The sequence below is a fragment of the Chrysiogenia bacterium genome, from assembly GCA_020434085.1.
Lineage (GTDB): Bacteria > JAGRBM01 > JAGRBM01 > JAGRBM01 > JAGRBM01 > JAGRBM01.
On the sequence record JAGRBM010000141.1, the window covers coordinates 1 to 8,721 of the forward strand.

Sequence of the window (8,721 nt, forward strand, 5' to 3'; positions counted from 1 at the left end):
GAGGATCTCGACTACGCGGGCAAGCGCGTCGTCATCATCGGAAGCGGCGCGACGGCCGTGACGCTGCTGCCGGCCATGGCCGACAAGACCGCGCACATCACCATGCTGCAGCGCTCACCGACTTACATGATGTCGGTCCCGGCAAAAGACCCCATGGCCTCGCGACTCAAGGGACTGCTGCCGGAAATGACGGTCTACCGCATGATGCGCGCGCGCAACATCGCCATGCAGCGCTGGAGCTTCGATGCCTCGCGCAGATTCCCCAAACAGGCGCGCAACCTCATTATGAAGTTCGCCCGCAAGCAGCTTGGGCCCGACTTCGACATGCGTCACTTCACCCCCGACTACAACCCCTGGGACCAGCGGCTTTGCGCCATGCCCAACGGCGATTTCTACAAGACCCTGCGCAGCGGCAAGGGAGAGATCGTCACCGACCACATCGAGAAGTTTACAAAGAAGGGCATTCTTCTGAAATCGGGCAAGGAACTCGAAGCCGATATCATCATCACGGCCACGGGCCTCGACGTGCAGATGATGGGCGGGGCAAAGCTCACCATCGACGGCGTCGAGCGCCAGGCCAGCGACACGATGATGTACAAGGCCACCCTGCTCGAGGGCGTTCCCAACGCGGGCATCGTCATCGGCTACACCAACGCGTCCTGGACGCTGCGCGCCGACCTTGCCGCCGAGTACGTCTGCCGCCTGCTCAACCACATGGACAAGAAAGGCTACGCCGTCGCCACGCCCGTCGACACCGAGGGCAGCCAGAGCGATGAGACGGTCATGGGCACGCTCACCTCGGGCTACGTCATGCGCGCGGCAGCCAAGATGCCCAAGCAGGGAAGCCACGGCCCCTGGAAAGTCTCCCACAACTACTTCCGCGACATCCCCCTGCTGCGCAAGAGCGCCATGGAAGACGGCTACCTGCAGTTCGAGCGTCCCCGGCCCAAAGTGGCGCCCGCGAAGAAGCCGGCCAGGGCTGCGAAAGCCGCAAGCACCGAGGCTGCCGCACTGGCCAACTGAGCGGATTCACACCGACCCAAAGACCCGAAGGGGCGCGGACATTCCGCGCCCCTTTTTCGTGGGATGGAAAAACCCTTTTACGAATCTGCGATTTCTTCGTGTACTACACAAGCGCCCGAGAGGGGGTTCAGAGCCAATAATTCGCCGCATATGGGCATCTGACAGGGGTGCGAAGCAAATGACGCATCTTGACAGAGCCGGCCGATTTGGTAAAAACTATTTTTACCACGCCGGATCAATGACCCAATCCGACCGGCAGCGGCCAGTTAAGGAGCGAACCGAGATGGAAACACAGGCTCAGATTCCGACCAGAGACAACACCGAGCAGCAGGGCACCCGGCTTCCGGGCGGGGCGCAGATCGAAGTGCGCAAGATGGACCTCAGCGCCATCGAGAACAGTCCGAAGTACAGCCACGGGAACGACCCGGCGCTTACCCACTTCACCTACGCACTCTCGCTGCTCTTTCCCGAGGGCGAGCTGTTCTTCATGGACTCGGTGCGAAACTACCGAAAAGAAATCACCGACCCCGAGCTCAAGAAGCAGGTCAAGGCCTTCCTGGGACAGGAAGCGCTGCACACCAAGGAACACATCGCCTATAACGACCGGCTCAACCAGTGGGGCATTCCCGTGGGCTGGGTGGATCCCTGGCTCAAGCGCGGCCTGAACCTCGTGCGGCGCAGCCCCAAGAAGGACCAGCTCGCCGTGACGGCGGCGCTCGAACACTTCACCGCCATCATGGCCAACGAGCTGCTGCAGAACGAGGAACTCCAGGCGGGCTTCGACCCGGCGCACCGCGCGCTGTGGCTCTGGCACGCCATTGAAGAGACCGAACACAAGGCCGTGGCCTTCGACGTCTACCGCGTCGTCGCCGGTGACGGGATCCGCGCCGAGCTGCGCCGCATGCTCACCATGCTCGGCGCCACCGCGGGCATCCTGGCGGCCACGACTTTCCTGCACATCTACCTGATGGCGCGCGACGGGCAGCTCTTCAACGTGCGCTCCTGGCTGCACTTCGCCAAGTGGCTCTTCATCAAGCCCGGGCTGTTCGTGCGGCTCATCCCGGCATGGGCGAGCTACTTCAAGTGGGGCTTCCACCCCTGGCAGCACGACAACTCACGCCTCATCGAGGGCTGGAAGGCCCAGTACGAAGGCCAGTACGCGGTGGCCTAAGGAAGAGGGCGAGGCATGCCTTGCCCCTACCCATCCCGCTCCCCCGGTGCCTGGGGAGCTGTCACCGAAGGTGACTGAGGGGGCGCCGGCAGCGCCGCAACATGATCACAAAGCTTGCCGTCATTTCCCCATGGCGGCAGTCGTCGCAAGAAGAAGGGGCCCGGCTGATGCGGGCCCCTTCGCTTTGGTGCGGTTTGTGTCTGCCTCAGAGTCCCTGGTCACGAAGCTGGCGGGCTACATCGCGATAAAAGCTCTCGGCGTCCCACCATCCGGTGTTGCCCAGCAGGTGGTTCACTTCGTCGAGGTGGTTGGCGTTGAGATTGAGGTTCTTCTCCTCCCCCCAGCGCGCCGAAGCCACCGAGACAAACCCGTCGTTGGGACCGGAGTGGGCAATCGAACCCAGCAGCGCGAGGATCGGGTCGAACAGGTCGAGGCTGATCCAGCTCTGACGCGTGCCCGCGTAGCTCCAGTACTTCACGCCCGATACGTTGGGCGTCATGTCGTTGAAGACGCTCATGCCCGCCGGCGACATGTAGAACAGGGCCGCGGCCGCGTCCTGGGGCAGCTCGGAGTTGCCGTTGATGGCAAAGCCCAGGAAGTTCATGAACGAGATGACTGCCTCACCCAGCGCGCCGCCGGGCACGCCCCCACCGCCGCCGAAGATGCCGGCGATGGAGTTGGCAAACTCCGCGCCACGGTGCGGGCTGGCAATGCTTACAACGGCTGCGACCTTTGAGGCGCCAAGCCGGTGCGTGGTGGCATAGCGCGCATCGATACCGCCGTTGGAGTGACCGATGATGATCACCTTCTGCGCGCCGGTGATGGCCAGGATCTCCTCGATCTGGTCGGCAAGAATGTTGCCGCGGGCGATCGGGGTGTTGAAGGCCGGCACCTCCGTGGTGAAGACGGTGTTGCCGTCTTTTTCGAGGGCGGCGGCAATCTTGTAGAAGTATTCGATCCCCGCCAGCTCATCGAAGCCGAAAGCCCCGTGGGCGAGCACGATGGGATATTTCGTCCCCTTGGGCGGGGGCGTGCTGCCGCCGGCATGGGCGGCGAGCGGGTTCATAATCAGCGCTGCAACGAGCGCGGCGAGCAAACTGGGCAAGATCTGACGCATGTGGTTCCTCCTCCTGTGGACGGCCCGCGCGTGTTCCGGGGTTGGTGCGCGGTACGGTCCAGTTCCCTGTGGCTTTCCACTCTACGAAAAGGCCGCCCGCGCCATCAGGTAGCGCGGGTCACGAAGGCCCATGACGAAAGTCACGTTTTGAGGGGTGCCCCTTGCACAAAGATGGTGCAAATGGTTCGCTGACTGGATTCGGGCCTATACTGGTGGCTGCACATGACCATCCGAATCGCCATCTGCGACGACCACCCGTTCTTCCGGGCGGGCCTCTCGGGCGTGCTGCGCGCCGAGGAAGACCTCGATGTACTGATCGAGGCCGGCAGCATCGATGAGCTCACCTGCGGGCTCGCCAACGTCGATGTCGATCTGGTGCTCCTCGACGTGGAGCTGCCCGACCAGAGCGGTCTGGATGCGCTGCCCGAGCTCTCCCGCGCCCGGAGGGTGTTGATGCTGAGCGCCTTCGATGACCCGCGCCGGGTACGCCAGGCCATGCAGTCCGGGGCGCTGGGATTCCTGCGCAAGGACAGCGCGCCGCGCGAGGTGATTCGCGGCATTCGCGACGCCGCCGCGGGCAAGACCGTATTGAGTGCGGAGATGGCGATCTCGCTCGCCGAGGCCCTGCGTGCCGATCCCGACGAGCGTGAGTTCCGCCGGCGCGTTGCGGCCTTCACCCCGCGCCAGCGGGAGGTGCTCGAGCTCATCGCCGAGGGGCACTCCAACCGCGAAATCGCCGACAAGCTCTTTCTCTCCGAGGGGACCGTCAAGAATCACGTCACGAACCTGCTGCAGTCGCTGGCCCTTCCCGATCGCACGCGGCTGGCAATCCTCGCCAACCGGTACGGCCTGGAGAGCTGAACAGTGGACTGGCTCGTATGGAGCTGGGACCTTCTTTCCCGGGTGCTTGCCGGAGCAGGTTTTGCCGCGCCGCCGGAGTTCGTGGTGGGTTGCTACCTGCTGCTGGGTTTCGGAGGCCTCATTCCCGTTGAGCTCTCCTCGCGCCGTTACTACCACTATCCCTCGGGCCTGGTGGGCGTGGCTGCCTTTTTCATCATGGGGCCGCGGGTGCTGTGGTTGCCGGTGGTGGCGACCTGCATCTGGAGCGTGCTCTTCCAGGTATTCACCCGCATGGGGGTTCGCTCGCCGGCGCTCAAGCGTCCCTCCCTTCAACCCGAGGCACTGCCTGTGGCCACGGCAATCGGTGCGGTGTGCATCTTTGCGGGCGACCTCGCGCGCCGCGCGATCGGTGCGGGTGCTTATCCCCTCGACATTTCGGGCGCGCGCGGCGCGCTGCACTTCGTCCTGCTCTCGGCGATCATGCTGGCAGTGGGGCTCCCGCTGCTCGAAGCCTATTTCTGGTGGTACAGAAAACGCCGCCCCCCGCCGCCCATCGGCGACATCGAAGCCAAGCTCGGCATGCTCTACCGTGACCACGTGCTCATCGCGCTGCTGGTCGTCATGGGCGGGCCCGTCGCCTACGCGTCCATCGTCGCCTACGACCCGCAGGTGCCCTGGCTCTCGCTGGCGTGGATGAGCGTGGGGCTTTTTCTCGCCGGAACCTTCAGCATTCTCAACGAGCGCAAGAACCGGATCGTGCGGCTGGTTCGCGAACTCGAACTGAGCCGCCGTCTCATTACCGTGGGCAAGGTCGCCGCGCGCTTTGCCCACCAAACCCGGCACGAGCTGGGGCTCATCGGAATGAGTCTGCACCAGATCGAACGCCACACACGCGAGCTTCCCGAGCAGGAGCGCGAGCAGGTGCAGGCCGAGCTGGAAAAACTGGAGCGCATCCAGAATGAGCTGCGCCGCCTGATGAGCGATGCCCTCGGCGGCGGCGAGGAGTTGGCCGATGAAGCCGGGAAGCCCGCGCCGCCCGATCGGGCGGTCCCCGTTCAGGAGACGCCGGGGGTGATCGAGTTGCTCGAACGCGAGATTCTGCACGTGCGCCCCCGCGCACAGGCGCGCGGCATAAGCGTGTTGCTGGAGCTGCGCGGCAACGAGGAAATCACTCGCCGGGCCCAAAACGGCGAAAAGCTCGGCCATGCCTTTTTCAATGTGATCGACAACGCAGTGGCCGCCGCAGGCTCCAAGGTCAGCGTGCGCGTCGAACGAAACGGCGAGAATGCCACACTGGTTCGCATTCTCGACGATGGGCCCGGTATCGACCCGGAGATCTTTGGCCGCGTTACCCTGCCGTTTTTTTCCACCAAGGAGGACGGCACCGGCATGGGCCTGGCCATCGCATTCGCCGTTGCCCAGGAGGAAGCCGGCAGCCTGAAGCTCCGCAACCGCCGCGAGGGCGGCCTCGAAGTGACCTTCGAGCTGCCGGACTAGCGTCCCATTTCGGGCGGAGCAATCAGCTCCAGGATGTCCTGCGCACTCAATCCGTTGAGCAGTTCGCGCGCCTCCGCCTCACGCACCTCCTCCGGCGAAAGGGTCGACGTGCGCAGCTTTCGCAGCTCTTCCTGCAGCTCTTCGGATGAAAGCCCCATTTGCGCGGCCTCCCCCAGCAGATCCTGGCGGTCTTCCTGGTAGCGCTGCCAACGCTCGCGTCGCTCGGCCCGCTGCGCATCGAGCGCGTCCAGCCGCTCGGCCGCTTCTTCGCCAAAGTGCTTGACGCGAAGCTCGTGAAGCTGGTCGACATCGGCGCTTCGGTCGAGCTCGAGACCGCTCGATTTTTCAGCTAGCTCGCGCAGCTCCTCGTAGTATTCGGTGCGCGGATCCTTCCAGGCGACCTCCTGGCGGAGTTCCTCTGGCAGGGCCTCCTCGAGCTCGGCGATCTTCTTCTCGCGCTGGGCGTCCTGCAGACTCTCGTCGTGATAGAGATCGCTCACCGCCAGCGCATAATCCGTGGCCAGCTCGTCCTCATGGAAGAGTGCGTCCGCCAGCGATTCCCCCAACACCTCGCGCCGCAGGGCATGGAGCCGCTCAAATTTCTCGCGCATGGTCTTCGCCCCGGCGTAGAAGTCGGGCGCCTGCATCCGGTCGATGAGGTCGAGATACTTCAGGAACGCCGCGCGGATCTGCGCGGCCTCTTCGGGCGTATAGAATCGGCCCATCCACTTCTCGAGGGCGCCCAGCGCCATCTCCCGCGGATAGCCGTAGTGGTGGAACAAGATCTGGTGAAAGACATCGAGAAAGTCGGGCGAGAGGAGCTGCTCATCTCCCGCGCGATCAAAGCCCGCGCGGGGCAGGTAGCTCATGTCCGGCGGCGGCGCCTGCTTTGTTGCAGCCGGAGCGGACGTCTGCGGCGGCTGCTGCGCTGCCGGTGATGTTTCAACAAGTACCGTTGGGGCGGCGGGTTCCCTGGAAAAACGCAGTGCCAGAACGACCAGCACTGCCACCATGGCGAGCCCGCCGGCCAGATAAGCCTTGCGTGCCATCGTGACACCTCCAATGGATTCCCCGGAACGCGACCCACTCTACGCCAATCCCACCGGGGGCTGTCAACAAAAAGAGCCCGGCATCGGCCGGGCCCTTTCGCGTTTTCAAAACTTGCAGCGCCTACTGGGGGACGTTCTCCCAGTCTTTTAGAAACTGGGCGAGCCCCTTGTCGGTAAGCGGGTGCTGGGCGAGCTGGTAGATCACCTTGAGCGGGCAGGTCGCCACGTCGGCGCCGAGCAGCGCGGACTGAAGGACGTGCACCGGGTGGCGCACGCTGGCAACCAGAACCTCGGTGGCGAAGTCGTAGTTTTCATAGATGCGCACGATCTGCTCGATGAGCTCCATGCCGTCCTGGGAGATGTCGTCGAGCCGGCCCACGAAGGGGCTGATGTAGGTCGCGCCGGCCTTTGCCGCCAGCAGCGCCTGGGTGGGCGAGAAACACAGCGTGACATTCACGCCGATCCCCTCGTCGGTCAGCACCTTCGTGGCTTTCAAACCCTCGGCGATGAGCGGGATCTTCACTACGATGTTCTTGTTGATGGCGGCCAGCTCCTTGCCCTCTTTGACGATCCCGTCGCAGTCGGTGGCGACCACCTCGGCGGAAATCGGGCCGTGCACCTCGGCGCAGATGTCGTCGAGCACGTCGCGGAACTTGCGGCCGGTCTTGGCGACCAGGCTCGGGTTGGTGGTCACCCCGTCGAGCACGCCCAGCGCCTTGGCCTCGCGAATTTCGTTGATGTCGGCGGAATCGATAAAGAACTTCATGGAACCCCTGACTTTCCCGCGCGCCCTTGCCCGGCAAGGCCCCGCGCATCCCTTTGCAGCAGTGGCCCGCGACCCTAGCGCATGGGAAAGGGGTGGGGAAGAGGGGGAATCGTCCACGTAAACGTCCACGACAAGCGAAAACGAGATACGAAGGGCCCCGTGGACGTGGACGTGGACGTGGACGTGGACGGACGATGCAGCACGCCAGGAAAAGATCAAGTCCCTTGCTCTCCCCGCGCTCGTAAGCCACTTTTCCCCCCATGAAGACCGAACTCTTCGACTTCGAGCTGCCCGAGGACCTGATCGCCCGCTATCCGGCCGACCGGCGCAGCGATTCGCGGATGTTGCGACTCGATCGTAAGACGGGGGAAGTCTCCCATCATCTCTTCCGTGAGCTTCCCGATCTGCTCTCCCCGGGCGACCTGGTTGTCGGCAACGACACCCGCGTCTTTCCCGCACGCATTTATGCCGAGCGCGAGGGCGGCGGGCAGAGCGAGCTGCTGCTGCTCGAACAGGTGAGCGAGCCCGAAGGCCTGCCCGAAAACCTTCGCGGCGCTCCGGGCGAGTGCTGGCGGGTGCTGGCCCGGGGGGCCAAGCGCCTCTCGCCGGGAAAGAGCATCAAGGCCCCCGGCGCGAGCGTCACCGCCCTCGCCCGCGACGACGACAAGGTCATCCTGCGAATCGCACCCGAAGGCGGTAAGAGCGTGCTGGCCTGGGCCGAGAAAGTGGGCGAGATTCCCCTGCCCCCCTACATGAACCGACGCCCGGAAAAGATGGATCTCGCACGCTACCAGACGGTCTTTGCCGACGAACCCGGATCGGTTGCCGCCCCCACGGCGGGCCTGCATTTCGACGATGAAGTGATTGCGAACCTGCGTGGCAAAGACATCGGCTTCGAGACGCTCCGGCTCCACGTGGGCTGGGGAACCTTTGCCCCCATCCGCGGCGATGACATTCACCAGCATCACCTGGACGAAGAGCGCTACGAGATCAGCCCTGAACTGACCGAAAAAGTACGGCAGACCAAAGGCGCCGATGGCGCCCGCGTCGTTGCCGTCGGCACCACAGTCACAAGATCGCTGGAGACCGCCTTTGCGAGCGAGCCCCCCGTGCTCTCGGGCCGCTCGCGCCTCTACATCACGCCGGGTTATCGCTTCCGCGCCATCGACGCGCTGATTACAAACTTCCACCTGCCCCGCACCAGCCTGCTCGTCCTGGTCAGCGCCTTCGCCGGCCGCGAACACGTCCTGGAAGCCTA

8 protein-coding genes are annotated in these 8,721 nt (G+C 64.4%); 5 read left to right on the forward strand and 3 right to left on the reverse strand.

Translation table 11 applies throughout. From position 1 onward, the window contains the following. Both KDH09_04615 and KDH09_04620 read left to right on the forward strand, forming a co-directional pair. A partial coding sequence (locus KDH09_04615; GenBank protein MCB0218955.1) for an NAD(P)/FAD-dependent oxidoreductase occupies positions 1-1,023 on the forward strand: 1,023 nt, incomplete at its 5' end. 283 nt (positions 1,024-1,306) lie between these two features. Beyond that, positions 1,307-2,194, forward strand: a complete 888-nt coding sequence (locus KDH09_04620; GenBank protein MCB0218956.1) for a metal-dependent hydrolase — start codon at positions 1,307-1,309, stop codon at positions 2,192-2,194. Positions 2,195-2,399: 205 nt separating this feature from the next. Here the strand turns inward: KDH09_04620 and KDH09_04625 are convergent, their stop codons facing one another. After that, positions 2,400-3,311 (reverse strand): alpha/beta fold hydrolase, encoded by a 912-nt coding sequence (locus KDH09_04625; protein ID MCB0218957.1) that lies wholly within the window; start codon positions 3,309-3,311, stop codon positions 2,400-2,402. 222 nt (positions 3,312-3,533) lie between these two features. Between KDH09_04625 and KDH09_04630 the strand changes: the two genes are divergently transcribed. Continuing rightward, positions 3,534-4,172, forward strand: coding sequence for a response regulator transcription factor (locus tag KDH09_04630; GenBank protein MCB0218958.1), 639 nt, complete (start codon positions 3,534-3,536; stop codon positions 4,170-4,172). Positions 4,173-4,175: 3 nt separating this feature from the next. Further along, complete coding sequence (locus KDH09_04635) at positions 4,176-5,648, forward strand: HAMP domain-containing histidine kinase (protein MCB0218959.1); 1,473 nt, start codon at positions 4,176-4,178, stop codon at positions 5,646-5,648. Here KDH09_04635 and KDH09_04640 read toward each other — a convergent pair. After that, positions 5,645-6,697 (reverse strand): hypothetical protein, encoded by a 1,053-nt coding sequence (locus KDH09_04640; GenBank protein MCB0218960.1) that lies wholly within the window; start codon positions 6,695-6,697, stop codon positions 5,645-5,647. The genes KDH09_04635 and KDH09_04640 overlap by 4 nt on opposite strands. Positions 6,698-6,818: 121 nt before the next feature. Next, positions 6,819-7,463 (reverse strand): fructose-6-phosphate aldolase, encoded by a 645-nt coding sequence (gene fsa, locus KDH09_04645; GenBank protein MCB0218961.1) that lies wholly within the window; start codon positions 7,461-7,463, stop codon positions 6,819-6,821. A 260-nt stretch (positions 7,464-7,723) separates the two neighbouring features. Between fsa and queA the strand changes: the two genes are divergently transcribed. Further along, the coding region (queA, locus tag KDH09_04650; protein ID MCB0218962.1) for a tRNA preQ1(34) S-adenosylmethionine ribosyltransferase-isomerase QueA at positions 7,724-8,721 on the forward strand (998 nt) is incomplete at its 3' end.

What these genes read in the sequence shown, in the direction of transcription:
- KDH09_04620 (MCB0218956.1), top strand. Translation starts at nt 1,307, where the DNA reads ATGGAAACACAGGCTCAGATTCCGACCAGAGACAACACCGAGCAGCAG.
- KDH09_04630 (MCB0218958.1), top strand. Translation starts at nt 3,534, where the DNA reads ATGACCATCCGAATCGCCATCTGCGACGACCACCCGTTCTTCCGGGCG.
- KDH09_04625 (MCB0218957.1), bottom strand. Translation starts at nt 3,311, where the DNA reads ATGCGTCAGATCTTGCCCAGTTTGCTCGCCGCGCTCGTTGCAGCGCTG.
- fsa (MCB0218961.1), bottom strand. Translation starts at nt 7,463, where the DNA reads ATGAAGTTCTTTATCGATTCCGCCGACATCAACGAAATTCGCGAGGCC.
- KDH09_04640 (MCB0218960.1), bottom strand. Translation starts at nt 6,697, where the DNA reads ATGGCACGCAAGGCTTATCTGGCCGGCGGGCTCGCCATGGTGGCAGTG.